Origin of the sequence: Mycobacterium hubeiense, from assembly GCF_002838065.1 — a bacterium.
GTDB classification, from domain to species: domain Bacteria; phylum Actinomycetota; class Actinomycetes; order Mycobacteriales; family Mycobacteriaceae; genus Mycobacterium; species Mycobacterium hubeiense.
In genome coordinates, this window is the sequence record NZ_PIZU01000027.1 from 24,209 (window position 1) to 48,776 (window position 24,568).

General features: G+C 65.3%; 27 protein-coding genes and 1 pseudogene. 15 read left to right on the forward strand and 13 right to left on the reverse strand.

Features of this window, described 5'->3' with window-relative positions:
• The first annotated feature begins 44 nt into the window (after positions 1–44).
• From CWS39_RS19360 to CWS39_RS28935, 4 genes are all read left to right on the forward strand, one after another.
• Positions 45–308, forward strand: a complete 264-nt coding sequence (locus CWS39_RS19360) for a WXG100 family type VII secretion target (protein WP_102144550.1) — start codon at positions 45–47, stop codon at positions 306–308.
• 70 nt (positions 309–378) lie between these two features.
• Positions 379–1,338: a WXG100 family type VII secretion target gene (locus CWS39_RS19365; protein WP_102144551.1), complete on the forward strand. Its 960-nt coding sequence runs from the start codon at positions 379–381 to the stop codon at positions 1,336–1,338.
• 62 nt (positions 1,339–1,400) lie between these two features.
• Positions 1,401–2,237 carry a DUF6777 domain-containing protein gene (locus CWS39_RS19370; RefSeq protein WP_142386892.1) on the forward strand — a complete coding sequence of 279 codons (837 nt, stop codon included), beginning with the start codon at positions 1,401–1,403 and terminating at the stop codon, positions 2,235–2,237.
• A gap of 169 nt (positions 2,238–2,406) precedes the next feature.
• Positions 2,407–2,586, forward strand: coding sequence for a hypothetical protein (locus CWS39_RS28935; RefSeq protein ID WP_158240380.1), 180 nt, complete (start codon positions 2,407–2,409; stop codon positions 2,584–2,586).
• Between the two features lie 369 nt (positions 2,587–2,955).
• Here the strand turns inward: CWS39_RS28935 and CWS39_RS19380 are convergent, their stop codons facing one another.
• The 3 genes from CWS39_RS19380 to CWS39_RS19390 are packed head-to-tail and all read right to left on the reverse strand — an operon-like array spanning position 2,956 to position 5,848.
• The gene (locus CWS39_RS19380) at positions 2,956–4,230 is read right to left on the reverse strand and encodes a hypothetical protein (protein ID WP_233213584.1); all 1,275 of its coding nucleotides are present in this window, start codon (positions 4,228–4,230) and stop codon (positions 2,956–2,958) included.
• Complete coding sequence (locus CWS39_RS19385; protein ID WP_233213585.1) at positions 4,227–5,162, reverse strand: PP2C family serine/threonine-protein phosphatase; 936 nt, start codon at positions 5,160–5,162, stop codon at positions 4,227–4,229. The genes CWS39_RS19380 and CWS39_RS19385 overlap by 4 nt, the downstream gene beginning before the upstream one ends.
• A complete protein-coding gene (locus CWS39_RS19390; RefSeq protein WP_233213586.1) occupies positions 5,147–5,848 on the reverse strand; it encodes a vWA domain-containing protein in 702 nt (233 codons plus the stop codon). Before CWS39_RS19390 ends, CWS39_RS19385 begins: the two co-directional genes overlap by 16 nt.
• Positions 5,849–6,230: 382 nt before the next feature.
• Here CWS39_RS19390 and CWS39_RS29235 point away from each other — a divergent pair, with 382 nt between their 5' ends.
• Entirely contained in the window at positions 6,231–7,772 is a 1,542-nt protein-coding gene (locus CWS39_RS29235; protein ID WP_199178205.1) for a hypothetical protein, read from the forward strand.
• A gap of 26 nt (positions 7,773–7,798) precedes the next feature.
• Here the strand turns inward: CWS39_RS29235 and CWS39_RS19400 are convergent, their stop codons facing one another.
• Entirely contained in the window at positions 7,799–8,917 is a 1,119-nt protein-coding gene (locus CWS39_RS19400) for a hypothetical protein (RefSeq protein ID WP_102144556.1), read from the reverse strand.
• A gap of 663 nt (positions 8,918–9,580) precedes the next feature.
• Between CWS39_RS19400 and CWS39_RS19405 the strand changes: the two genes are divergently transcribed.
• Both CWS39_RS19405 and CWS39_RS28940 read left to right on the forward strand, forming a co-directional pair.
• Positions 9,581–10,297 carry a helix-turn-helix domain-containing protein gene (locus CWS39_RS19405; RefSeq protein WP_158240381.1) on the forward strand — a complete coding sequence of 239 codons (717 nt, stop codon included), beginning with the start codon at positions 9,581–9,583 and terminating at the stop codon, positions 10,295–10,297.
• A complete protein-coding gene (locus tag CWS39_RS28940; protein WP_158240382.1) occupies positions 10,284–10,433 on the forward strand; it encodes a hypothetical protein in 150 nt (49 codons plus the stop codon). Before CWS39_RS19405 ends, CWS39_RS28940 begins: the two co-directional genes overlap by 14 nt.
• Here CWS39_RS28940 and CWS39_RS29670 read toward each other — a convergent pair.
• The 6 genes from CWS39_RS29670 to CWS39_RS19430 form a co-directional block, all read right to left on the reverse strand.
• The gene (locus tag CWS39_RS29670; protein WP_233213587.1) at positions 10,430–10,633 is read right to left on the reverse strand and encodes a hypothetical protein; all 204 of its coding nucleotides are present in this window, start codon (positions 10,631–10,633) and stop codon (positions 10,430–10,432) included. The two genes, CWS39_RS28940 and CWS39_RS29670, sit on opposite strands and share 4 nt — an antisense overlap.
• A gap of 5 nt (positions 10,634–10,638) precedes the next feature.
• A complete protein-coding gene (locus tag CWS39_RS29675) occupies positions 10,639–11,025 on the reverse strand; it encodes a DUF2510 domain-containing protein (protein ID WP_233213588.1) in 387 nt (128 codons plus the stop codon).
• Positions 11,026–11,047: 22 nt separating this feature from the next.
• Complete coding sequence (locus CWS39_RS19415) at positions 11,048–11,428, reverse strand: DUF4352 domain-containing protein (RefSeq protein WP_233213589.1); 381 nt, start codon at positions 11,426–11,428, stop codon at positions 11,048–11,050.
• A 155-nt stretch (positions 11,429–11,583) separates the two neighbouring features.
• A complete protein-coding gene (locus CWS39_RS19420) occupies positions 11,584–11,817 on the reverse strand; it encodes a hypothetical protein (protein ID WP_199178206.1) in 234 nt (77 codons plus the stop codon).
• A gap of 129 nt (positions 11,818–11,946) precedes the next feature.
• Positions 11,947–12,243: a hypothetical protein gene (locus tag CWS39_RS19425; protein WP_142386893.1), complete on the reverse strand. Its 297-nt coding sequence runs from the start codon at positions 12,241–12,243 to the stop codon at positions 11,947–11,949.
• 10 nt (positions 12,244–12,253) lie between these two features.
• Positions 12,254–12,631, reverse strand: a complete 378-nt coding sequence (locus CWS39_RS19430) for a DUF732 domain-containing protein (protein WP_233213590.1) — start codon at positions 12,629–12,631, stop codon at positions 12,254–12,256.
• Positions 12,632–12,867: 236 nt separating this feature from the next.
• Between CWS39_RS19430 and CWS39_RS19435 the strand changes: the two genes are divergently transcribed.
• Positions 12,868–13,623: a helix-turn-helix transcriptional regulator gene (locus CWS39_RS19435; protein ID WP_158240383.1), complete on the forward strand. Its 756-nt coding sequence runs from the start codon at positions 12,868–12,870 to the stop codon at positions 13,621–13,623.
• Positions 13,624–13,671: 48 nt separating this feature from the next.
• Here the strand turns inward: CWS39_RS19435 and CWS39_RS19440 are convergent, their stop codons facing one another.
• The gene (locus tag CWS39_RS19440) at positions 13,672–15,084 is read right to left on the reverse strand and encodes an IS110 family RNA-guided transposase (RefSeq protein ID WP_102144562.1); all 1,413 of its coding nucleotides are present in this window, start codon (positions 15,082–15,084) and stop codon (positions 13,672–13,674) included.
• A 243-nt stretch (positions 15,085–15,327) separates the two neighbouring features.
• On the opposite strand from CWS39_RS19440, the gene CWS39_RS19445 reads away from it, so the two are divergent.
• The 6 genes from CWS39_RS19445 (at position 15,328) to CWS39_RS19470 (ending at position 21,965) form a co-directional block, all read left to right on the forward strand.
• A complete protein-coding gene (locus tag CWS39_RS19445; RefSeq protein ID WP_102144592.1) occupies positions 15,328–15,789 on the forward strand; it encodes an ImmA/IrrE family metallo-endopeptidase in 462 nt (153 codons plus the stop codon).
• A gap of 439 nt (positions 15,790–16,228) precedes the next feature.
• Positions 16,229–17,824, forward strand: a complete 1,596-nt coding sequence (locus CWS39_RS19450; RefSeq protein ID WP_102144563.1) for an aldehyde dehydrogenase (NADP(+)) — start codon at positions 16,229–16,231, stop codon at positions 17,822–17,824.
• Between the two features lie 29 nt (positions 17,825–17,853).
• Positions 17,854–18,792, forward strand: a complete 939-nt coding sequence (locus CWS39_RS19455; protein WP_102144564.1) for a 5-dehydro-4-deoxyglucarate dehydratase — start codon at positions 17,854–17,856, stop codon at positions 18,790–18,792.
• 2 nt (positions 18,793–18,794) lie between these two features.
• Complete coding sequence (locus tag CWS39_RS19460) at positions 18,795–20,060, forward strand: glucarate dehydratase family protein (RefSeq protein ID WP_102144565.1); 1,266 nt, start codon at positions 18,795–18,797, stop codon at positions 20,058–20,060.
• Between the two features lie 165 nt (positions 20,061–20,225).
• Positions 20,226–21,152, forward strand: a complete 927-nt coding sequence (locus tag CWS39_RS19465) for a LysR family transcriptional regulator (RefSeq protein ID WP_102144566.1) — start codon at positions 20,226–20,228, stop codon at positions 21,150–21,152.
• A 90-nt stretch (positions 21,153–21,242) separates the two neighbouring features.
• Entirely contained in the window at positions 21,243–21,965 is a 723-nt protein-coding gene (locus CWS39_RS19470) for an Rv2018 family toxin-antitoxin system antitoxin (RefSeq protein ID WP_102144567.1), read from the forward strand.
• A 409-nt stretch (positions 21,966–22,374) separates the two neighbouring features.
• Here CWS39_RS19470 and CWS39_RS19480 read toward each other — a convergent pair whose 3' ends face one another.
• Both CWS39_RS19480 and CWS39_RS30345 read right to left on the reverse strand, forming a co-directional pair.
• A complete protein-coding gene (locus tag CWS39_RS19480) occupies positions 22,375–23,088 on the reverse strand; it encodes an LmeA family phospholipid-binding protein (RefSeq protein WP_233213591.1) in 714 nt (237 codons plus the stop codon).
• A 225-nt stretch (positions 23,089–23,313) separates the two neighbouring features.
• Positions 23,314–23,462 (reverse strand): annotated as a pseudogene (locus CWS39_RS30345) (2-hydroxyacid dehydrogenase); the annotation flags it as partial.
• Positions 23,463–23,838: 376 nt separating this feature from the next.
• Here CWS39_RS30345 and CWS39_RS19490 point away from each other — a divergent pair.
• Complete coding sequence (locus tag CWS39_RS19490) at positions 23,839–24,561, forward strand: sulfite exporter TauE/SafE family protein (RefSeq protein WP_102144569.1); 723 nt, start codon at positions 23,839–23,841, stop codon at positions 24,559–24,561.
• Positions 24,562–24,568 lie beyond the last annotated feature (7 nt).

Sequence of the window (24,568 nt, forward strand, 5' to 3'; positions counted from 1 at the left end):
AGCGGCACAACATAACTTATGACAAACACACACGAGGAGGCATCATGGCACTTTACGGACAGGACGTTGAGCAGGTACGGCAGCTGGCCACCCAACTCAACGCGAAAGCGAGCGATATAGAAAGCGTCATCTCGCAGCTGACGTCTGCGGTGAACTCGGTCCAGTGGATGGGACCCGACGCCGAGAGGTTCAAGTCGGACTGGCAAGGTCAGCACGTGCCGCAGCTCAGGCAAGTGGTGTCCGCCTTGCAGACTGCATCGCAGAATGCCAGCCGCAACGCCACCGAGCAGCAGCAGGCCAGCATCTAATTGCGTTCGGGTACACGCGCCTTGACCGGTTTCGGCTGCGGCGCGTGTACCTGATTCCCGAGGAGACATCATGAGTGTTGTCGGTGCTGACGCCGAACAACTGCGCGCGACAGCCGCCCAGTTCAGCCACGCGGCAGACCGCTTGCAAGGCTCACTCAAGGGTCTGAGCAGTTTCGTCTCCAACGCGGGTTTCTGGCGTGGCCCCGACTCTGAACGATTCCGCTCGGAATGGAACGGCCAAGCGGTCTACTCGCTCAACGCAGCCGTCGAGGCGTTGCGTAACGGTGCAGAAGTCTTGCGGCGCAACGCCGATGAGCAGGAGCAAGCCAGCCGATCTGATGGTGGTGGCGCGAGCGGCTCCGGGAGCCTGATGTGCTACGAGCAGTCCGCTAACGGGCTGCACGGCATGTGGAAGGAGATCCAAGAAATCCCCAACACCGATGGGTCGACGGGTTATCGGGTGCAGAAGGTGATAGGCGCGGACGGCGTTGAGCGATACATCGTCTATATCGGCGGCACGTTCGGTTCGGAGACTCAGTCGTTGGATAAGTACTTTGAGAGTGCATGGTTCCGCAAACCCGATGAGAATCAGTTGCGGGCACTTGAAAGACTGATTCCTCAAGATGCTGAGGTGATGTTGGTCGGGTACAGCCAAGGTGGAGCGGACGCCCAGAATATAGCTGCCTTAGATCGACTTAACGTAACGCAAGTAGTAACGTTCGGCGCCCCTGTCCGTAATGACCTTGATGTACCCGCCGTTCACCTACAGGCGAAGGGGGACCCCGTCCTGGGATCGAGCCATGGATACCAAGGCGGCCCCACTATCTTCGAGGGACAATCGGACATCAAGTCCGTTAATCCATTCGATATACACGCAAAAGGTTACGACGACCTCTCCCTAAAATGGGACAAGGAGTCACAAACACTCGTGGGTGGACGGGCCGCGAATGCGGCCGAAGGCCTGAACAAGTTCCAGGGCGACATCGTGGGCCAGGCCGATATAGATAAGAACGGCAATGGCAGCTGGTGACAGACGCGCAGAGCCGATGGGTTGATCCGAATCCGCCGGACTCGACCGATCCACGGACGACCGTGATTCTGGCGGCTTCCGGTGTCGTCCTTACCGTTCTGGTGGTAGCGGCGCTCGTTTGGGTGGTGCTATCGACTACGGCTCGTGACAGCGACTCGAGCGGCGGCGAGGCCGTCCTCGTCGCAGCCAACGATCCACTGGGTGCCCCTTTCACCCGTTCGGTGGTGGTCGTGCCGGTCACGATCTCCGATCAGGCCGCGTCGAAGGCGGCGGCGCTGCTGCGGCAAGTTCCCGTCCGGGCGACCCGCGGTGTGCGTCTGGTGTCCGGACGTCAGCCGGAGCTGTACGGGGCAACCGGTGAGGCGCATCCGTGTGATGTCGCGACCCTGGCCAACGACCTCGACGCGGACCCGGCCACTGCGCGAGCGTGGGGCGTCGCGCTTGGGCTTGCCCCGCAGCAGATTCCGTTCTATCTCAACACCCTTACCCCGGTGGTGGTCATGGGTGACACCTGGCTGACCTTCCACACCTTGGAGGGCGGTGCGGTGCAGCCGAAACAAGCGGTGCTGCAGGCCGGAAACGCGGTCCTCATCGATCCCCTCGGCGTGCCCCGGGCGCATTGCGCGTCCGGGTCGCCGCTCACCCCGCCCGACGATGACGATCTGACGCAGTACCGGATGACGGGTGAGGAGTGGAACGGATTCTCCGTGCAGAACGTGCTCGCCATCAAATACGCCGCGGCCGACACCCACGGCGCCGCCCACGAGTTCACCCTCATCGACGTCACGACCGGCGAGCAGCTCACCCGCAAAGCCGGAGGCACGATCGATCTCGGTTCGGCCTCGGTTCTGCTTCCCGACCCCGCGGTGATGAACATTGCACCTCGCACCGGCCGATAGCGTCGAGACTGACGAAATGGTCGTGGAATCGTCCAGGACAGAGACCATTTCGTCGGTTTCACGGCGTGCAGCCAAGGCGCACTCAACTCATGAATGAGAAATCCGCGAACTCCGCCGATCCAGCCCACACTCGTAAGATCGGATTGCCGCACCCTCCACCGTCTTTGGCGTGCACGACGGTTTGACCGTCGACGACCAGGGTGTGCATGCCGACATCAATGGTGACTTCGATGTCATGCCACTGATCGTCGAGTTGGGCGGGGGCCAGCTCGTGACCGGAATCGTCTGGATAAGTCGCGACGCGGTAAGCGTCGAAACCGAAATCGAATTGGATCGCAGTGCCGGTTAAGTCGGGGGGAAGTGGATGTATGGGTTGCGTCCGAATACTGAGTGGAGGATTCGCCCGCAACACGACCAGGACACTCAGCCCCAAGCCCGCAGTCACAAACAGCGCAATCGCGATCGTTATCGGGAATCGCCAGCGTTGAGCCAGGCGGGCTGATCTGCCGGGTGGCGATTCGGGTGCGCCATCGGTTGCCCCATCGGTGGCCGCCGACTCGTCTACCCAGAACACCCACCCGGGAGGTGCCGGCGGCCATGCAGGGTCGGGTAGCCAGTCGCGCGTCGGCGACCAGCCGACCGGCACTGGCCAACCCGGCGGCGGGTTGAATCTCACCACGACCGTTCCCTACTCAAATACTGGGGCCTCCGACAACTTTCACAAACCGAATGTCGACGCACCGCTGAGGATTGCCCAGACGATGAAGATGGTGAGAACCACGACCACGGCGATCACGGTGTAGAGGCCAGCCAGAATGAGCTTGGTGTTGCTGCTCACCGCGGGCGGCGTTGCTTTGGGTTTCGTCGGGGCCGATGGCGGCGGTGCGATCGGCGGCGGTGCCAAGCTCCCGGCTCGCGACCATTGTTGATTGTGTTTACGAGCTTCCCGCTCATCGTCGATCGCGCACCACGGGCACGTCATGGTCGTCACCGGAAACTGATGCAGGCCACGGGGGCATGTGGTGAGTCTGATGCGCAGCAACGCATTTCGCCATTCCTCAGCCGTCGGCCGGGCCTCTGGATTGCTCGCGCCGTCGGTGAACGCACGCACGAACAGATGTTGAATCTCGTTGGGCAAAAAACTGGCCGGCGGCGCCAACGGATGAGTCTGCAAGGGCGAGCCCGGCCCACCGGCCCAGCTCCCATGGCGTGCCAGGGTCAGCGCATCCGGTTGTTCGCCGCTTGCGGTCCACGTTCCGCGCATGAATGGATGGTTGCCTTCCATCAATAGCTGGTGGATATGAACCGCAAGCGCAAAGAGATCCGACGCCTTGCCGCGCGGATACACCCGCAGGTCCAACCCGGCCAATTCCGGCGCGGTGAATTCGGGGCGCCCGACCCCACACAGAAACTGCCGTCCGGACCCGTCGGTGAACTGCATGGAATCGCAGTCCACCAGCGTCACTTCGGTGGTGTCGGACACCAGGATGTTGCGCTCCTGGAAATCGCCGATCACCGCGTCCACGCGGTGCACCACCTGGACGGCCAGGCAGAGGTTGGCCGCCGTGTTGACTAGATGCCCCCACGTCGCACGCTTGGTCCATTGCGGTGCCGACGGCAGCGGATCCCGCCGATTGACCGGATTGCTCATGGTGTGGATCTCGACCGACGTCGCTGTGTCGATGCGCGGCATGACAAACCCGACCGGTCCGCGATCGTCGACAACGATGCGCGTCGGCCACGTCAACACCACAAAGCCGTTGGGCTGCACCGAACCTGGCGGCGGCGATTGGATCATGGCCGCCACCTTGTCCAGCTTGGATTGCAGCCCCCGCAGCGTGGGGTGGAATACCTTCGCCGCCCATTCCGGATGCTGCGCAACCCCGTACACCGTTCCTTCGCCTGCGCGGGCGAGGACCGGAGTCAGCACAATGGGCTCACCGGTGGTGAGCCGGACACGTGGCATAGCCTGCGCGAGTGAAGGATTCGTCATACGCGCTGCCGCCTCCCCCACCGGCGCCGCCGACGTCGCCGGTAGTCAACCGATAACGGATCCGTTGCTACTTCCGTTCGTGACGGCGTCATAGAAGGAGGCGCACTGGCATCCGCTCTCACGGTGGAACTCGTGCGCGCATCAATTGCTTCGCGCATGACCGCCAGCACCATCGTCTTATCGTCACCCGTCTGGTCGTCTTCGATGCCGCCGAGCAGCGCCGCGAACCTATCCCTGCTCGCGCCCGAACGCAGATGCTGCCAACATCCGCGAAAGAACGGTTCGTACGCTTCGCCGGTGGCGACGTTGGTGATCTTGTAGCTCATTCCGTCAGTGCTGAGGGCAAATGCCGTCACGCCGCTCTGGGTGACTGTGCGAAAGGCGTCGTCGAGGGCTCGATCCGATTGGATGAACGACGTGGTGTTGGCGTACTCGTCTTTGCGTTCGATCAGCAGCGTCTCGATCTTCCCGTTGCTCTCCGCGGCGATCACCCCGTCACCGACTTGCCCGAAGGTCGCCAGATTGCGATTGGCCAGCGCCACACACAGTGTCGTAGAAAGCATTACCGCGTCCAGGCCCATTGCATCTGCCTGGCGTTGGACTCGTTCGAGCGCGCGCTCGAAGAGCGAGCGAACCAGGTACTCAGCCTGATCCCCGGCCTCATAACTGTCGACGAAATCCGGATGCATCGCGAGTTCGAGAACGCTCCGACATGCCACATGCGCGCCCCAGGCAGACGTGCCGCTCACCGAGCCGGCCCCGTCCGCCACCGCGGCAACTACGAAATCGCCTGCGATACCGTAGCTGTAGGCGTCATCGCATCCAAGTCCCCGCTGCTGGTGCACCGACCCGGTGACCGAGGCTCCGCAAGCCGCCCACTCCCATCCCGTCGACCGCTTATCGGCGCGGAGGCGTGTCATGCGCTGGTCCACCCGCTGACCGGAGGCAGTTTGACCCGGTCGTCCATCGAGCCCAGTGCCGCGTCGTCCCGAGCGAACTCGGTTGAGTTCGACACGTTGCTCAACGAGGCGGACAGCCATTCGAACAGTTCGGTGTACTTCAGTCCCTCCAACGGCGCCGGACTGCGCTGCACCGAAAGGCGGGCCAGCTGTTGATAATCGACTCGCGATCCGGCTCCGACCGCGAATACCGTGACGCCCCTGGCTGATTCGCTGGCGTTCAGGCGCGCCACTGCTTCGTCGAACCCGTCGAGGTTCGGCTTGCCGTCGGTGAGAACGAGGATCCAAGGACGGTAGTATTGAAGACCCGCCACCTTGTATGCGTGTTTGCGGTCCTCGATGATGTCGAGCGCCAGATGAATCCCGGCCGCCATATTGGTGGTCCCGGACGCGGTGAATTGGACGGGCTGCAACGTCCGCGCCTCCTGCATCGGGACAAGAACCGTCGCCACTGTTCCGAACGTCACCACCGCTACCTCGACACGCTTGCTGGCCAAGGTCTCGTTATGCAGGTAGCTGGTGAAGGCAGCAAACCCACGTTCAAGAGCCGCGATAGGTTCACCCTGCATCGACCCCGACACATCCGCGAGTACGACGCAGGCAACCCGTGGATCGGGATTTGCATCGTTGAGCTCCACGGCCCATCCCCAATCGGACACCAGCGAACCTCCTTCCCACTCACCGGCCTGCTCGACGCATCCTCTCACCACTGCGCGCGCCCGTCGCAGGAAACCTGGCAGGAAAGGACCACAGCGGTAACACATTCGTCCGAACGATCGACATCAGCTCTTTGCTGATTGTGGAAAGATCCGCGTCGTGGGCTTCAATCCGCCACCTGGCTGGCCAGTCCCTCGTGGCTGGAATCCCCCACCCGACTGGATGCCGGATCCGGCGTGGCCGCCAGCGCCCGCCGGATGGCAGTTCTGGAGCGAGGAGCCAGCGTCCGCCAGCCCCATCGTTGATCCGGCTGCGGCGGCGTTCGAGGCGGCTCCCGGTTCCCCAGCTTTTGCGCCGCAGCGGGCGCCTGCGCAGAAATGTTGGTTGCTGGCCATTGTTGTGGTCGTGATGGGGTTGGTCGCCGGTCTCGGCTTCATGTATCACCGCCTGAATGAGCCCGACGTCATCGTCTTGAAACCCGTTGACGCTGAGGGCAACATCCAAAGTGGCTGGGTACTGGACCGCAGTCGCTCTGGCGAGCGCATCGATTGTTCGTTCGGTTCACCGTCGCCTTATGACAAGACGGCCGGCGTACGGAGCTGTGGCGGCAACGCCGACTCCGGGGACGCCTGCTGGCCCGCTAACGACGGTGCGCACGTCCTGTGCCTGGTCGATCCGTTCTCTAACGTCTTGTATTTGGTCGGCGCGCAGGATTTGAGCATGCCGCGCAAATCGTCCACCGAAGATCCGACCCCGTTCGCGTTGGTCCTTGACGACGGAACCCAATGCCGGGCGCGCATCGGCGGCGCGTGGCCCACCCAAAAGGAGCGTCCCGACTGGGTGGGCTATTACGGGTGCGGCGACGACGGAGCGGTCTGGGGCCCACAGGGCGGGGGCATCAAGAAGGGCTTTGGCGGCTGGACCGTTGAGATCGGCACCGAGGACGGACCCCTGACGACGCACAAGGTGGCCAAGGTCTACTACGTCGGGGTCGCAACGCCCGGCGGCACCGGAAGCGACGGCCGCAACGACGACCCGGATGGCACCGGGCTGATCACCAAATGCGGGCGCACACCTGAGATGCGGCCCCTCGGATACCGCGCTGAAAATGGCGCGCTCGTCGTGAAGGTGGAAGTCAAGGCCAGATGCCCGAGCGGCGACATAGTCTCCACCGACCGGTTGCGGGTCACCATACGGGACGACCTCGGCCTGGTCTGCTCCGGAGTTTTTGACTTCTCTCGTGATCCCCTTGTCTTGGGCGGCGAGGGTTCGCAGCCCACAACGCTCGAACTCGAGTTCGGCGGCGGCACATTCTCGAGGCACCCGAACACGCTCGGTGACCGGTCGGGTCGGCAGTCGGGCTCCGGCGGCGTCGTGACGGAAGCGGCGGCATCCGGCGCAGAAGTAGTGGACTGCGACGACGAAGGCACCAGCAGCGGTCCGCAGAGCACCGACAATCCCGGTGCGACGGGTGGGCGCAAATCTACGACGTCCGCCGGTGGCAGTGCCCCGGATTGCGGCAGCGACGCAGACACCTTGGCCGCGTTACGTGCTCAGGTCGATGCCGACCGGCCGTTCGTCCAGGCCAATCTCGCGGATCGCTGGGTGGCGCAGCTGTCGTCAAAGCGGCCCGGCCTGGTGGCACCCGACGTGGACGGCCGGGTACTCACCTGGACGCCGTGCGAGATCCTTCAACAGCACCTGCGGATGCGCGGGCAGTATCCCGAGGTGCGCCTGGTTTGGAGCGACGAATGGCGGACCTTCGACCTTGCCGGCTGGTGGGTGACGATCGCCGGTGTAACCTTCCCCGATCCCGACGCCGCCAATGGATGGTGCGATGCACGGGCGATTCCGGTCGACGAGTGTTTCGCCAAAGTGGTTAGTAACTCCCGCGATTCGCGGGCCAGCACGAAGTACCGCGGCTAATTCCTGCCTGACGCGAATAGCCCGGGCTAGGCCGGCGCAAGACCCGTATTTCGTGTCCAATCTGCAAGCAGCTCACGGTCGTAAGCTTCCTGGCGGATCCGCAAGTCGGTGTAGATGAGCATCTGCAGGGACCGGAAGTACGAAATCATGAACGGTAGGGCGACGACGTAGAGCACCGGGACGAAGAAGGCAAGAGGTCCAAATACGAGTATCGGCAGCCAACTCATCGTCATCAGTACGGTGGCGCTCACCGCCCACAGCAGGTGGATGCCGAGCAGTCGGCCCCAGGCGGGCTTGGCCAGCTGCATCGAGCGCTTGAGTGAGGCACTCACACCACGCTTTTCGACGATGAGGACGATCGGCGACAAACTCAGCAGGATGCCGATGATGAACGTGCCGACAACGCAGGCGAGCCCGACCAGCAGCATGCCCGTGATGCCGACGGTAAACAGCGCCATCCCGATGATGATGTCCGGCGCAAAGCAGATGCCGTAGAACACCAGGGTCAGTCGACAGGCGGGGAACATGTGGGCTCGCGCCGCACCGAATACCTCTCCCACCCGAACCGGTTCACCGCGGACGGCCTTGTCGGTCGCGATCACCGAGGTGGCGATCAGCAGCGCGTCGGCTGGAAGTGCAAGGGCGGTGACGACCGCCATGTACACCAGCATCACCACGATGGTGAGGAGCACCAGGTTGCCGCTTTCCAGGGTCGTCATGAACATGCCGCCGAGCAGCGGAGACAGCGCCTCGGAGAAGATCGTGAACAAGACGAAACTCACTACGACGACGTAGACGACGAAACCGAGGAGGATGATCACCGGTATGCCGACCAGGGTGGGCCAGTTCCTCGCCACGACCTTGAACGCACCGCCGAAGATGTCCGGAATGGTCAACGGCCGGAAGGGAATAACGGCCGTGATGGGTGCATCGGCTCCTGGACGTCCAGGCGTCTGCGGCTGGGCCGGCGTGGGTTCTGCCAAACGCATGCCGGCGAGCAGATTCTGAACGTCGACGGGCCAGCTCACGCGCCTGGTTCTGGTGTACCACTCTGCCGCCGCGAACACGGCGGCGATCAGCAGCCAGCTGAACTTGGCCGAGGAGAAGATCGCCGCGAACACGGCGAGTCCGGCCAGAACGCGCATGGTGTGGTAGGGCTTCAGAACGAACAGAGGCGAATCCGGTTGCGGCGCAGCGGTTGACGGAGGCTGGACGGGACGCGGCGTGGGCGGGGGGTGCGGCGGGCGCGGCATTTCGGCCTGGTAGGCCGGCGCAGATGGGGCGGGCGGCGCAGGGCGCTGGGGCTGTCGCGGACGTTTTGCCGGCGCGCCGTACGTCGTGCCGGCGGCGAAACGGTCGGTGGATTCGGCGGGTACGCGGGCGGTCGATGGATCCGCAGGAGGCTGCCGCAGGCGTTCTGTCGTCGTCGACTCGCCTGACGTCAGTCGCTCGGTGGACGGCTCTGGTGCCGGCCGGAAGATCTTCGGCATATCTTGGTGCGGCGGTTGCTGAGGCCGTGCTAGTCGTGGTGGCGCCGCCGGCTTGTCGAGTCCAAAGTGCGCCGCGGCCTGGCGCCGGTATTCCGCATGTGGGTCACCGCTCACGCGAGCCCCCTGAGTAGTAGTTACCTACCCAACTATGTTGGGCTACACGGTGTAGCTAACCCGATAGACCGTGGTCGCGCCGCATGTTTGCGAGAATGTCAACCGTTCGGACGACGCCCCGGTAGGCGCCCCCCGGCAAGCGGCCGCCGCACAGCTAGCCCACAGGTAGGCGTAGGGGAAGCGGAGGCCGAGTACCATAACGATATGGACACCTACTCGGCGTCCGCTGTGTCCCGGATGCTGGGCACGTCCACTCCGCGTGTATTGCGAGCACTTCGCCGCTTGCGGATGCCGGTCGCAAAGTCACCATCCGGCGCATTCGCCATCACGGTCGCGCAGCTGGACGCCCTTCGTACGGAACTGGGCGAGCCGACACCGTCGAGCCTCACACGCGTCCAGTCAAAGGTGTTGGCGGCATTGGCCCGGTCACCACGCGGTCTGGCGTCCATCCGCTCGGTCGCGCGACGCGCCGGCGTGAGCCCGACTGCCGCCGGTCGCGCCCTGCGCAGCCTCACGCAGATAGGGCTCGTTCGCGCCGAAAAGCAAACGCTCGCAATGGGCCGGGCGACTTCAGTGACGGTGTACTCCGCGGCCGTCGATCACCCAGACTGGCACGGGCTAGCACCGACGCTAGCCAAGGTTTCGCTTCCTCCCCTGCACGAGCACGGGCCGGCTAAGTCTGTTCCGTACTACCTGCGGCATCTGTTCTGGAATACCGACAAATCCCAACTAGACGTGACGACCTCGGCCGTCTTTATCGCAAAGCGGTTGCTGAGCACTGGCGACCTCGACGGACTTGCCTGGGGTGCAATACATCTGCCGGCGCATGCGTGGGAGCGCGCTAGCCGCTCACGGGGAATCTCGCCGAGGGACCGCGCGCTTGCGCACAACCTCGCCCGGAGTCAACGTGCCGCTGCCTGAACAGATCCGCGACGTTGTGCCACCCGACACCGCCGTCGCCTGGGAGCTGCTGCCCGTCTCCCGCCAAACCATCGTCGACTACTGGGCCGGCCGCCATCGCGACGTGATCGCCACCCTGGGGCGTATCGCGCCCTAGTCACTGTCCTTGTCTCGCAGCGAGTCCGGTGGCATGTACCGGCCGTGGATGCCGCGGGGATCGCCCTCTTGATAGAGCCTGTCTTCGTACTCAGCCCGCCTGGCGATCATGTCCCGGTGGAACTGCTCTTGGCGCTGCTGCTCTTCACGCTTCTGCGCGGACTTAAGAAGCCAGAAACCAAAGCCGGCAAGAACACCCACGATCGCTAGAACGACTGCCACCCAAGGGGCTCGGCAGCCGTGCCCAGCACGAACAGCCCACCCAGCACTGCTCCCACAATCATCAGTGGCCGGCGATTTGACGCGTGTACCACCGCGCCCGCACCGGAGCCGACCGCCACCGACGATGCCGAGCCGCCGCCGAAAATCGCGGCCAGGATCCAGATCGGCAGCCACAGCCCGCAGGTCAGCAACGTCAGCACGAAGTGCAGCGCGTGGTTCGTGCCGCCAGTGGACACCGCCACCGCCACCGCCGGAGCCGGAGGCGACGGGACGGCGGGTGGCATCGGCACGAAATGCTGAGTCCACCGCTGACCGTCGTGATAGCGCTGTCCCGGTTGGCCGCCCGGGTCTGGATACCAGCCGGGACTCAAAGGTGTATTTTCATTTGCCATTTCATGCCCCCAACCGAACCGACACGCCACCCGAGAACATCGAATCGTGCAGCTCGAGCGCAGCCGGCGTCGTTCCCGGTGGAACATCGAACGCGACCCGCACCTGAATTGAGTTGCCGGGGTTGATCTCCCCCGTTCCCGTGTCGTTCATGTACATGTCGGCCTGGGTGTTCGCCCCGTACTCCCGGCCGGAGGCGTCGATGAGCTTCTGGTTCTGGCCGAAATACGACTGCGGTTGGTCGCCGATGTTCGTCACCGACAGCGTGACGACGATGAACTCACCCTGCGCCGATACCGTCATGTACGGGTTTCCGGTCGGGTCCGACACCGTTGCCGCCCTGGCGACGTCGAGGACCCGGAACTCGAACTTGCCGTCACGCACACCCGACCCCGCTGCCGCTGTGCTGTCTGTCGCCGGCGCGGCGAGCGAAGGCGTCGAATACGACGGTCGCGATGTCGACGACGTGTCGGGAACCGTACAACCACACAACATTCCAGCGGTTGTCAGGACCCCGGCCGCACAGACAGTGATCCGCATCATGGGCATTCCTCGCTTTCGATTCGAACGACACCGAAGTCGATGACCGTGTTGTTGGTGAACGACTCACCCGGCACCGGCGTCGACGTACATACCTGCCAGTTGTTGTCGATCATCTGATTGCGGCCCCGGCCCGTCAGATCCGTTGACCCGCTGTAGAAGACGTCGCCATTGGTGAGCTGCTGGATGGCGTCTTGAGCGTCTTGCAGGTTCTTGCCGATCAAATTGGGCATCGTCCACGACGCTTCCGGTTCGTCTGCCGCCGCCGGGACGACTGCGCTGCCAACCAGCGCTACCAACAAGCCCGCTAGCAAAAAACCTCGAATAGTGTTTCTGGACAACGTTTTTCATTCCTTTCCGGCTCAGTCGCCGTAGATGAACCCGTATTGGAAGAACAAGCCTTGGTGATGGGGACAGAGGTTGTTGATGGCCGCGAACACGATTTCCTCCGCCTCGCTTTGCAGGAAGTACCAACCGTCCGTGAGGGTGACGGCCATCAGCGTCTGGACCCAACGACCCATCGTGAACGGATTCGGTTGCGCGTCAAGGTCGCTGCAGATCGTCGGTCCGACCTGTTGCAGCACCGCGATTTGGTGACGATCGAGAAAGTCGGCGCTGGCGGGCGCAGCGAGAGCAACGGCGACTCCGATGAACGCCACTGCCGAGAACCTACGCAACCGCGCCATGCCCTGGCCCGTTGATGAACTCGTCGATGACCGGCATGACGTCCGGGCACATCTTCAGGGCAGCCGCGGTGACGATGACGGCCGACTCGTAGGGCGCGTACCCGCCGCCGGCCACGTAATTCAACGCGGCCGGCACATCCGCGCCCCCGCGCAGCATCCGGCATGCCATCTTGCCGGTGTCGATGACGTCGGTAATCGAGCTGTAGTAGACGCCCTCGTTGTCGAGGATGGACACGTACTCGTACTGGTCGGCATGCGCAGGGCCGGCCAGCGCCAGGCCGCCGACGACAACAAAGCCGCAGGCCGCCGCGGCACGCCTCAGCGCGATGTTCCGTCGTCGCGGCAGGGGATGCACCATCATCGGACCCCCCCTTTTCCGCCTTTAGTTCCCCCTAGTTCCCTGTAATGACGGAAATCTAGCGGATTACAGCGGAATTAGTCAAGGAATTACTGGGATTTCGCCGAGATCTTCCCGTCACTCGTCTACACTGAGGAATAACGTCCGTGTAGTTCCACTTCAATGCAGTGCGAGAACGGCGAAACACGCAGGTCAGAGGTTGCTTGATGTTCCCATTAGTTCCCGCCAAACTGGCCCATGTGACGGGAACTCGTTCGTTGGCGGAGGTCGGCCGGCTCGTTGCCGAGCGCCGCACTCGCCAAGAACTGGACCAGATCGGCCTGGCCCGCGCCGCCCGCGTCGACCCGAAAACCGTGCGGTCCCTCGAAAACGGCACCCGCTGGCCGCGGGATTCCACGCGGATCCGCATCGAGAACGCGCTCGGCTGGGACGCTGGGAGCATCGCGCGTCTGCGCAGCGGCGGCGAACCAGTTGAGGCGGGCGCGAAAGGGCGCACACCCGTCCTGACGAGCCGTCGGTACACCGAACCTCGTTCAGCGGTGGATGGCCTCACGTCGGCTGCGACGGCGATGATTGATGTGCTGCACAGCATGGACGAGCTGTCCGACCAGCTGCCGGAATCGGAGCGTGCCAAGCTGGAACACGTTCGGCGACAGTCGCTTTACGCGGTCGCGCACATGCTGAGCACCAACTGCGAACTCGTCGGTGAGTCCCTGGCCGCGGAGGAGATCGACCCGCTGGAGATCTCCAATGCCGACGCGCTGGAGGGTTTCGTCCGTCGGCTCGGTGGCCACCTTGGACTGCTCACGACGATCTACGACGTCGCCGTGCAGATCTTGGATGCGGTGAGCACCGGCGCTGAGACCGAGAAGCCCCGCGAGGTTGCCATACACCGGCCGTGGCCCAAGGCGCCGCCGCCGGATCTCACTGCGCTCGACGCGGCCGCGCAACGTGGCGAGAAGCGCTCGGACCGCGACGCCTCGCGCGACGAATGACACCGGTGTAGTTCCTGCTCAGAGGCAGTTTTGAGTTCCTAAGCGGAGTCAAGCGGTTTTGGCCTGTTTTATCGTGGTGTTGGCGGGTCGGTGGATTGGAGCGCTTGGCGACTCCTGTTGTCCCCGGCCCGTCCTGCCTTTGCGCCGCTGGGATTGGCGGGTGTTGGCGGCCTTGATGCGGGTCTGTTTGTCGACGGTGTGGTGGGCGCGAACGATTCGACGTCCTTCGTCGGGGGTGATGGGGCGACCGTCGGTGTCGCGCAGCGCATAGTGCTGGCCGGTGCGCCAACACGTAGCGATGCGGGTGAGCAAGATGGTGGCGATGTGGCAGGTCGCCGAGTCGTGGTGTCGCTCGGTGTCCATGAGCCGCTTGTATTTCGCGGCGAGTTGGGGGTCGGTTTTTCGGGCCTGGTCGGCGGCGCCGAAGAGGGCTTCGCGCAGTAGTGGGTCGCCGGCCTTGGTGAGGCCGTCGTGGTGTTCTGCTTGTCCGGACTGGTTGACCTTGGGGACCAGGCCGGCGAACGCGCGGATGGCGGCCAGGGAGTGGAAGCGGTGGGGGTCGCCGATGCGGCCGGCGATGATGGCGCAGGTGACCGGTCCGACGCCGGGTGCGGAGGTGATGATGCCGGTGGGGTCGGCCTCGGCGTAGAGGTTGGCGCAGCGCTCGTCGAGGTCCTCGATCTGCTCGGTCAACACTTGGGCCTGCTCGGCCTCGACGGCGATGTCGGCGGCCAGCTCGGCGAAGTCTATTCTGGCGTCGGCGCCAGATCCCCACAGCTGCAACGATTCTTGGGCGGCGGTCAACAGCATGGTGGCGTGGTGCTCGCGCCAGGCGCCGCGGGAGTGGCGGATCAAAAAGCGGGTCAGGCGGGCGTGTCCGAGGCGGATCAGGCTGTTGGGGTCGGCGTAGCGGGCCAGCAGTGCCAGCGCGGCTTTGCCGTAGTTGGATCCCAGCGCGTCGTACCAGCCCGGTCCTAGCAGCTCTAGTTGGGCGTCGAGGCGCTGAAAGACCGCGGTGCGGCGCTTGACGATGGATGAGCGGATCTTGACCACCCGCCGCAGCGGTTCGGCCGGGCCGTCGCCGGTGTGTTCGCGCAGCCCCTCCGGGTGCAGCAGCGGCAGCCGGGCCAGCAGCTTGGAGTCCAGGTGGTCGTTTTTGGTGTGCTTGGAGTAGTAGGCACGCAGGTCCGCGGACTGGGTGGTGGGCACCATCGAGACCTTCGCGCCGCGCTGGCGAAACCACGACGCGACCGGGGCCCAGACGTTGCGGGTCGGTTCCATCACGACGCGCAGCGTGTCGTGCTCGCCAAGTCCGAGGTCGGCCCACAGCTTCTCCAGCTCGGCGGGCCGGGTGAAGAACTTGTGTCCGGTCCACACGAACGTCCCATCGGGGCGCGCCAGCGACGCTTGGTGAGCAGCCCGGCAGGCTAGGTCGATACCCAAAGTCAGCTCCACGAACATCCTTTCGACACCATCAGGTTCCGTCCCGAGTCACGACGGGCATAGCCCAGACATTCCCTAAGCAGAAGTCCGCTACATCGAGCGGCTTCAAGTTCCCAAACAGGGACACCAGTCGGGCCTCGAAACGTGTCCGCGGACGACCAATCAAAAACAAGGAATCACCAGGTGTTCCAGTCGGTGGTTAGGCCGCCCGCGGCCACACACCAAACCTAAATGTCGGTGGTGGCGAATACCCTTCCGGCCATGCAGGCTTGGCATCCGTGGCGAACACTCGGCGATCAATTCCCGCACATCGTCGTCAGCTGCGACTACCAACTGCCCGCGGGCGTGCGGGGGTGGTGGCGCGGCAACACGATCTGGTTGTGCAAGACGCTGAACCAGGCCGAGCGGCGGTCGACGCTGACCCATGAGTTGATGCATGTCATAAGGGGTTTGGCGCCGCCGGAGCTGCGGGACCGCGAGGAACGCCGTGTCGACGAGCTCGCCGCACGCAAGCTCATCCCGCTGCCTGAGCTCCTGCATGGCCTGCAGTCGTCAACCAACGATGACGAGCTCGCCGAGGCATTGTGGACCGACGTGCACACCGTCCGGGTCCGCCGCGAAACCCTCACGCCGCTGGAGATCGCTTGGCTCGATGAGCATCTCGACGACGAGATGGACGCATCGGCGTGTCAGTTTGCTGAACATCGGCCCAGTACGGCGTGAAGGTAATCATCGACGGTGTCGTGGAATCGCCGTGCGGGCGAAGGCAGGCGCTGCGTACAGTTTCGATTAGCGACGAGCCTGACGGCGTGCCACGACTGATTACGGCCTATCCGAGCTGGGCAGCTCCGCCCAATCCACTGGCAATTCCTGAATTCGCCGATCACGCCGTGGTAACCCAGCGTCACCACAGGTCGGGGAGGCTTCAACCGGTGGTTTCCCAAGGGCGGCACGGTCTTACGGGTTCAGCTGCAACCGCGTGCCATCGAGCTTCGCCTGCCGGCCGGCTCGGACCAGCAGCGACTCATCGCCGAGCAAGACTGAGTGCGGCGGAACATTAATCCAAGCCCTGCATCAGTCACTGCTTAATAGGACTTGGACAAGCATCGATAACCCTCATAACGTTGCTGTCAGAACCACGACATCGACGGCCGAGGACCCCATGACAGCGACGATGCCCGACACTCGTCTGACGGGACAGATGCTCATCGCCGGCACGCCCGTCCGCGGCACCGGCACCCCCATCCACGCCTTCGACCCCGCCGCCGGCCAAGAGCTCCCGCCCGCCTACCACTACGGCGACCAGTCCCACGTCGACGCCGCGTGCTCCGCCGCCGCCGCGGCCTTCGCCGACTACCGCTCCGCCACCTCTGAGCAGCGCGCCCAGTTCCTCGAGGTCATCGCCGCCAACATCGAGGCCATCGCCGACGCCATCGTCGACCGCGCCACCGCCGAGACCGGCCTGCCGCACGCCCGCCTCACCGGCGAAGTCGCCCGCACCACCGGCCAGCTCCGCCTCTTCGCCGACGTCCTTCGCGAAGGCAGCTGGAACGGCGCCCGCATCGACCCCGCCCTGCCCGATCGAACCCCGTTGCCCCGCCCCGACATTCGCCAACGCTCCATCGCGCTCGGCCCCGTCGCCGTGTTCGGCGCCAGCAACTTCCCGCTGGCCTTCTCCGTCGCCGGCGGTGACACCGCGTCGGCGCTTGCCGCCGGCTGCCCCGTCGTCGTCAAGGCCCACGACGCCCACCCCGGCACCTCCGAACTCGTCGGCCGCGCCATCACCGACGCCGTCGCCGCCACCGGCATGCCCGCGGGCACCTTCTCCCTGCTGTTCGGGTCCGGGCCTGAACTCGGGATCGCCCTGGTCACCCACCGCGCCATCAAGGCCGTCGGCTTCACCGGATCCCGCACTGCCGGAACGGCATTGGTAGCCGCGGCGGCCGCCCGCCCCGAACCCGTCCCCGTCTACGCGGAGATGAGCTCCATCAACCCCGTCTTCCTGCTCGACGGCGCCCTAGCCACCCGCGGCGCCGACCTCGGCCGCGCGTTCGTCGGCTCGCTCACGATGGGCTCCGGCCAGTTCTGCACCAACCCCGGCCTCGTCATCGCGGTCGACGGCCCCGGCCTCGACGCGTTCATCGCCGCCGCCCGCGACGCGCTCGCCCAGTCGCCGGCGACGCCCATGCTCACGCCTGGCATCTCCGAGAACTACGCCACCGGCGTCGCCACCCTGAGCGGCCAAGCCGACGTGATCGTCCGAGGCCAAGCCGGCGACAGTCAAACCTCCTGCTGCGCCGCGCTGTTCGCCACCGACGCAAAGAGCTTCCTCGACTCGGAGAGCCTGCAGGCCGAGGTGTTCGGCGCCTCCAGCCTCATCGTGCGCTGCGCCGACGCCGCCGAAATGCGCACCGTCGCCCAGAACATCGAAGGCCAGCTCACTGCTACCGTGCACGCCGACGAATCCGACTACGAAGCCGCCCGCGAACTTCTGCCCCTGCTCGAACTCAAAGCCGGCCGAATCCTGTTCGACGGCTGGCCCACCGGCGTCGAGGTCGGCCACGCCATGGTCCACGGCGGCCCCTACCCCGCCACCTCCGACTCGCGCAGCACCTCGGTCGGCGCTCGCGCCATCGAACGCTTCCTGCGGCCCGTCTGCTACCAGGACGTGCCGAAGTCGTTGCTTCCCAGCCCGATTGCCGACGGCAATCCTGATCACCTGTGGCGGCGCATCGACGGCCACCTCCAACAGGACTGACCCCCACCACCACTCACCAAGGAGACGTTTTGAACGCCCCCACGCGCCCCCACTTCGACGGCGTGCTGTTCTTCCCCGTCACCCCGTTCACCGAGGCCGGTGACGTCGACGTCGACCTGCTGGCCCGGCACGTCAGCGGTGGCGTCGATGCCGGCGCCGGCGGGGTCTTCATCGCCTGCGGCACAGGCGAATTCCACGCCCTCGAGCTTCAGGAGTTCGGCAGCATCGTCCGCACCGCGGTCGAGGCCGTCGCCAGCCGTGTGCCCGTCTACGCCGGCACCGGCGGCTCCGTCGCCCAGGCCAAGCTGTTCGCGAAGGCCGCCCAGGACGCAGGCGCCGACGGCCTGCTGCTGCTGCCGCCCTACCTCGTCGAGGTGCCGCAGGCCGGGCTCGTCGCCTACACCCGCGACGTCGCCGCCGCCACCGACCTGCCCGTCATCGTCTACAACCGCAACAACGCCCGCTACACCGAGGAGTCCGCCGTCGCGGTCAGCAACATCCCGAATGTCGTAGGATTCAAGGACGGCACAGGCGATCTCGACCAAGTGGCACGCATCGTCCGCGCGGTCAGCGACGCCGACAAGGACTTCCTGTTCTTCAATGGCATGCCCACCGCCGAGACCACCCAGCAGGCGTACCGCGCCATCGGCGTACCTCTCTACTCGTCGGCGACGTTTGCGTTCGCCCCCGACCTCGCGCTCGCCTTCTACAACGCGCTCGAAGCCGGTAACGACGCCCTGGTCAACGCGCTACTGCGAGAGTTCTTCCACCCGCTCGTCCGGCTGCGCGACACCGTGCCCGGCTACGCCGTCTCACTCGTCAAGGCCGGCGTCGCCCTGGAGGGCATCCCCGCCGGATCGGTCCGCCCGCCGTTGGTCATGCCCACCGACGACGACATCGCCGAGCTGCGCAGAATCATCGCCGCGGGACGCGCCGTGCTGGCCGACGCGCTCACCGAGGCCGTATAGCCATGGCGCCGAGCCGGATTCGCATCACCGGCGCCCGCATCACCCCGGTGGCGTTCGCCGACCCGCCGCTGCTCAACACCGTCGGCGTGCACCAGCCCTACGCGCTGCGCGCCATCATCCAGCTCGACACCGACGCCGGGCTCGTCGGCCTCGGCGAGACCTACGCCGACCAGACGCACCTGGCCCGGCTGGAGGCCGCCGCCGACGCCATCACCGGCCAGGACGTGTTCGCGCTCAACGCGATTCGCGCCGCGATCGCCGACCGGCTCCGCGGGGACTCCCGCGCCGTCGGCACCGCCGGCATGATCACCACGGCCAGCGCCGTCGACCAGGTCTTCTCGCCATTCGAGGTCGCCTGCCTCGACGTCCAGGGGCGGGCCCTGGGCAGGCCCGTTTCGGACCTCCTTGGCGGCACGGTCCGCGATGCCGTGCCGTTCAGCGCGTATCTGTTCTACAAGTGGGCGGCCCACCCGAGCCGCGAGCCCGACGCATTCGGCGAGGCGCTCGACCCCGACGGCATCGTCGCGCAGGCCCGCCGCATCGTCGACGAATACGGTTTCACCGCAATCAAACTCAAAGGCGGCGTATTCCCGCCCGAGGAGGAGATGGCCGCCATCGAGGCGCTGAGGGCGGCCTTCCCCGAGCACCCGCTGCGGCTGGACCCCAACGCGGCGTGGACGCCGCAGACGTCGGTCAAGGTGGCGTCGGGGCTTGCCGGCATCCTCGAGTACCTCGAGGACCCGACGCCCGGGCTCGACGGCATGGCCGAAGTCGCCGCCCAGGCACCGATGCCGCTGGCGACCAACATGTGCGTCGTCGCCTTCGACCAGCTGGCGCCCGCGGCGACGAAACAATCGGTGCGCGTGGTGCTTTCGGACCACCACTACTGGGGCGGCCTGCAGCGGTCACGGCTGCTGGCGGGCATCTGCGAGACGTTCGGCCTCGGGTTGTCGATGCACTCCAACTCGCACCTCGGCATCAGCCTGGCCGCAATGGTGCACCTCGCCGGCGCCACCCCCAACCTCACCTACGCCTGCGACACGCACTGGCCGTGGAAGACCGAGGAGGTCGTCAAAGCCGGCGCGCTGAGGTTCGTCGACGGGTCCGTGCCGGTCCCGACGACCCCGGGCCTGGGCGTCGAGATCGACGACGACGCCCTGGCCGCGCTGCACGAGCAGTATCTGCGCTGCGGGATCCGCGACCGCGACGACACCGGCTACATGAAGAGCATCGATCCGGGCTATGCGGCGGTCAGCCCGCGCTGGTGAGCGCCGGCGCCTCTCAGGGCTCTGCGCCGATTTCTGCGCGAGGGCTGTTGCTCGGGCGGCAGGACGACCATGGTGCAGAAATCGGCGCAAACCACCCCGCAATCACCACTAGACTGATACTCGTTCAGCGCGCAAACCGCGTGCAGTGATACGAGGAGTGCATCGGTGTTTTCGCTCGCCCGGCTGTCCTGCTTCGTCGCCGTCGCCGAAGAACTGCACTTCGGGCGGGCCGCCGAGCGCCTGCACATGACCCAGCCGCCGCTGAGCCGGCAGATCCAGCAGCTCGAGAACGAACTCGGCGTCCAGCTCATCGACCGCACCACGCGGACGGTCACACTCACCCCGGCCGGGGTCGCGTTCCTGCCCGACGCGCGCCGCATCCTGCAGCTGGCCGAGGGCGCGGCGCAGACCGTAAAGCGCATCCCCGCAGGCGATCTCGGCACGGTCGTCGTCGGCTTCACGGCGGCGTCGGCGCACGCGGTGCTGCCGCGGCTGCTGGAGCGGGCGCGCGAGAAGCTGCCGGACGTCAAGCTGGATCTACGCGAGATGGTCACCGCGGCGCAGGTCGAGGGGTTGATGACGGGCGAGCTCGATCTGGGCATGGCGCGGCCGCCACTAAAACGGCCCGGCCTGGTGTCGCGGCCGCTGCTGCACGAGCAGCTCATCGCCGCGCTGCCGGAGGGGCATGCATTGGCCGGGCTGAGCCGGCAGCTGACATTGAACGACCTCGACGGCCAGGACGTCGTCATGTATTCGCCTGTGCAGGCACGGTATTTCAACGAACTGCTGATCAGCACGTTCACCATCGCCGGGGCGACACCGCGCTACGTGCAATACGTGACGCAGGTGCACACCATGCTCGTGCTGGTGCGTTCGGGCATCGGGATCGCGCTCGTGCCGGCGTCGGCGGCGACCCTGCATCCCGACGGGGTGGTGTTCCGGTCCATCGGCGCGTTCCGGGAGCGACCGGTCGAGCTCGACGCGGTGTGGCGCGGCGACAGCTCAAACCCCGCCCTGCTGCGGCTACTTCGCGATGTCCTACCCCAACGGGAATGGACCACAGACGATTTGGTCGAAGACGTGGTGTGCTAGCGCCAACTCGGTTATCCACAGCCTCGGAGACATGTCCTACCGTCTTCACAGACTGACGCTTAGAGTGGGGGTGAGGGAGGTGAGGAACTCGTGACGGCTGCAGAAACCACGGCTGACCTGCGCTTCGACATTCCCCTGTACACGGTGACCGAGGCGTCTAAGTACCTCGTCGTTCCACGTTCGACGCTGGAAACGTGGGCTGACGGTTACGAGCGTCGCCCGAAGGCCGGCGCGCTGGTCAAAGGGGAACCCATCATCACTGCGCTGCCGGAGACCCGTCACGGCTACCCTCGGCTGCCATTCGTGGGGATTGCAGAGGCGTACGTCCTCAATGCATTTCGACGGGCCGGTGTGCCAATGCAACGGATACGACCGGCCATTGACTGGCTCTTGCGAAACGTTGGGCCCCATGCCCTGGCGTCACAGGACCTGTACACGGACGGCGCCGAAGTCCTGTGGGACTTCGCGCAGCAAGCCGGTGAGGGCAGTCCTGACGACCAGGTCGTCAAGCACCTGATCGTTCCGCGGTCCGGTCAGTACGTGTTCAAGGACATCGTTCAGCATTACTTGAAACAAATCAGTTTCGATAGAGACAAGTACGCCAGAATGATTCGGCTGCCGCAATACGGAGCCGCGAACGTCGTGCTCGATCCGTACCGCGGTTACGGGCAGCCTGTATTCGACGCAAGCGGGGCGCGTGTAGCAGATGCTCTCGGCCCACTCCGCGCCGGGGAATCTTTCAAGGCCGTCGCCGAGGATTACGGCATCTCGGAAAAAGAGCTGCGTGACGCACTCGACGCCATCGCCGCTTGATCCTCAGGTAGTTGCGAGCCTTCCACACATATTCGTGGACCGGAGCCTGGGCGCGATTCAGGTGCCTACATTGCTTCGAGCGGCAGGCCTGAATCTGACAACGTTGAGAGAGCACTACGGCGAGCAGCAAGGGCAAAGCGTCAGTGATCGTGATTAGATCAGACTGACGGCTGAGCGCGGCTGGATCGCTTTCCACAAAGACGCCGAGATTCGGCGCAACCTTGTTGAGCGCCAAACTGTGATCGATTACCGTGCGCGAATGTTCTGCGTACCGAGGGCGGATATCACGGCGATCGACCTCGCCGAGAGATTCATCGCAAACATTGCCGCGATTGCGACGGCCGCGCAAGAGGACGGACCGTTTATTTACTCGGTGCAGCCTCACAGAATTACCAGGCTGCTCTGAAGATCAGCAACTCATGGTCGTGCCTGCTAGCCCCGCGTCCCCTTGGTTGCCCTGGTTGCCCTGCGGGATCGACGCGTCTCGGGCCGAATAGTGCGCTGTCACACCGTCATCAGTGATCTGCACGCTGTCGGCATGGATATCGAGCGGAAAGTCCTCGGTGAGGTCGGTGGTGAACCCATCTAGCGCCGATTGCACCCTCTCGCTGGGCACCAGCAGACCAAGCCCGGTGACATCGACGACCGGCAGCGCCACTCGCCCGTCGGCAACCCGCGGCCTGGTGGTGACACTGCCCAAGTTGCCCTGCAGCTTGACGGTGCCGTCGTCCGGGTTGGTCTGGACCCCGGTGACCAAGCCCCGCAGCGGCGAGATCGCTTCCTGGATGCTCTGTCTCATGCCGTCGGCGGACCAGGTGATCATGGCGTCCAGCGCTCCCACCGTGCCCATGGCATCGGCACCGCCATCCAGCCGGACATCGTCGATCCGCAGGTCGGCCTTCATGCCTCGGGCGTCGCCGATCCGATTGCCGGCCGTGTGAATCGAGATGTTCCTGTAGTGGCCGGTCGCGAGTTGGAGCAGAAGCGGCGTCGCGCCGAACGACACACTCGCCTCATCCTGCACCGCGCATTCGGTGGCGGCGGCCAGCATGCTCTCGGCGCGGTGACGGGCGTACAGCTCACCCGCGAGCAGGCCGGCGGCGGCTAGGCCGATCACGATCACCGCGATGAGGACGATTGGTGGCGGGCGCTTGGTCATCCCTTTATCGTGGACCCGCTCGTCCGGAGGCGATTTCGTTTGTGCCCGGCTGGCAGCGACAATGTCGCGGAAAGCATTGATGCCCTAACGGGCTAGCGACATTGTCGCGCGTAGCCGGGCAATCCGGGCACTGCCTACCCGGAGGCCGCCACCGGCAGCGGCACCGGAGTCACCGAGCCGCCCGGTATCGCACCTAAATGCCTTGCCCCGCAATGCTATCGCGCCGCCGAAACGGCCCAACCCGATGATGCCGATGCGCGTGTTGCTCACCTGGCGCGCCAGCGGATAGTTCCCCTCCACCGGCAAGGCCCCACTCGCACGTAGCGGTCCGACGCCGAAAGCCGTCCAACTCCGAAATAGCATGGACTTATAGCCAATCGGCATGACTACCGGTTTCGCGCCGCCGTCGCGGTATCGGCCGCGCATCGCCACATATAACTGTCCAGCTCAGCGCCTGTTTTGACGCACCGTCCGCCACTTCAAGCGCGGCCGAGAATCAAGCGATTTGGCCATTTGGCCCAGTTGACGCCCCCAAAACATCGTCCTTACCGTGTGTCTGCGATTACGCGCTCCATCTACATACGTGGACGTCACAAGCAGTCCGGGAGGATCCATGAGCCCCGCAGCACGCACACCGCGGCTCGTGACGGCGGCCGAGGTCTGCGCCACGGCGACGCCGCCGCTCGAGGAGGGGACGTTGGCGTCCGTGCCGGCATGAGCCTGCTGGGGTATTGCATTGTGGCCCTGGTGATTCTGCTCGCTTCCTGCCTGCAGTCGTCGATCGGGTTCGGCATCGGCATGCTGGCCGCGCCGTTCGTGACGCTCGTCGACCCGGAGCTGATCCCCGGCACGCTGATCATGGTGGCGACGCTGGTCACGCTGATGGTCGTGGTGCGCGAACGCGAGCACATCGACCTGCACGGCACCGGGTGGGCGCTGGTGGGCCGCGTACCGGGCACGATCGCGGGCGCCGTGCTGTTGGCGATGCTGCCGCAGCGGGCGCTGGCCATCATGCTCGCCGGCGTGGTGCTCGTCGGCGTGGCGCTGACCAGCGTCGGCTGGATTCCGGCGGCGCGGCGGCGCAATGTGGTGCTGGCCGGGGCCACGTCGGGCCTGCTCGGCACCGCGACGTCGATCGGCGGCCCCCCGATGGCGCTGGTGTGGCAGCGCAATAGCGGTGCGCGGCTGCGCAGCACGATGAGCGGCTTCTTTCTGGTCGGCTCGCTGATGTCGATCGCCGCGCTCGCCGCGACCGGCGCGGTCGACGGCCACACCTTGTGGGGCTTCGCGGTGTTGGTGCCGGCGGCGGTCGTGGGTTACGCGCTGTCGCGTCGCATCAACAGGTTCCTCGACCCGAAACGATTGCGGTGGTTGGCGATAGGCGCGTCCACGATGGGCGCCGTCGTGCTGATCGGCCGTGAACTGCTGGCGATGTGAGAGGAGC